The following is a 545-nucleotide window of genomic DNA, read 5'->3' on the forward strand; positions in this document are numbered from 1 at the left end:
GCGGTGAAGGTGGAGGCGTTCATGCCGTGTTCGGCGGCCGAGACCCAGTAGGCGTCGATGGCGGCGACGTGGGCGGGGTCGGGTTCGCCTTTCCAGCGGACCATGAAGCGTTCGGTGACGGTGGCGGCCTGGTCGATGCGGGTCTGGGGGACGGCGGGTTGGTAGATGCCGCGGGCGGACTGGGCGACGTAGGACAGGGCCATCACCGAGGCGCGGGCGAGGTTGTCGCGGGCGGTGGTGTCGTCGATGTCGAGCAGGGGTTGGTAGCCCCAGATGGGGGCGAGCATCGCCAGGCCGGCTTGGACGTCGACGCGGACGTCGCCGGTGTGGATGGGGAGGGGGAAGGGTTCGGCCGGTGGGAGGCCGCGGCCGAATGCGCCGTCGACGAGCAGGGCCCAGACGTCGCCGAAGGTGACGTTCTGTGCGACGAGTTCTTCGATGTCGACGCCGCGGTAGCGCAGTGCGCCGCCGTCCTTGTCGGGTTCGGCGATGTCGGAGGTGAACGCGACGACACCTTCGAGACCGGAGACGAAATCCTCGGGAAC

At 69.5% G+C, this 545-nt stretch carries 1 protein-coding gene; it reads right to left on the reverse strand.

What is annotated here, in order from left to right:
- Positions 1 to 545: citrate/2-methylcitrate synthase (locus CH294_RS27105; protein ID WP_283164527.1), on the reverse strand; the 545-nt coding region annotated here is incomplete at both ends.

It is taken from the genome of Rhodococcus sp. 14-2483-1-1, from assembly GCF_002259335.1.
Classification (GTDB): domain Bacteria; phylum Actinomycetota; class Actinomycetes; order Mycobacteriales; family Mycobacteriaceae; genus Rhodococcoides.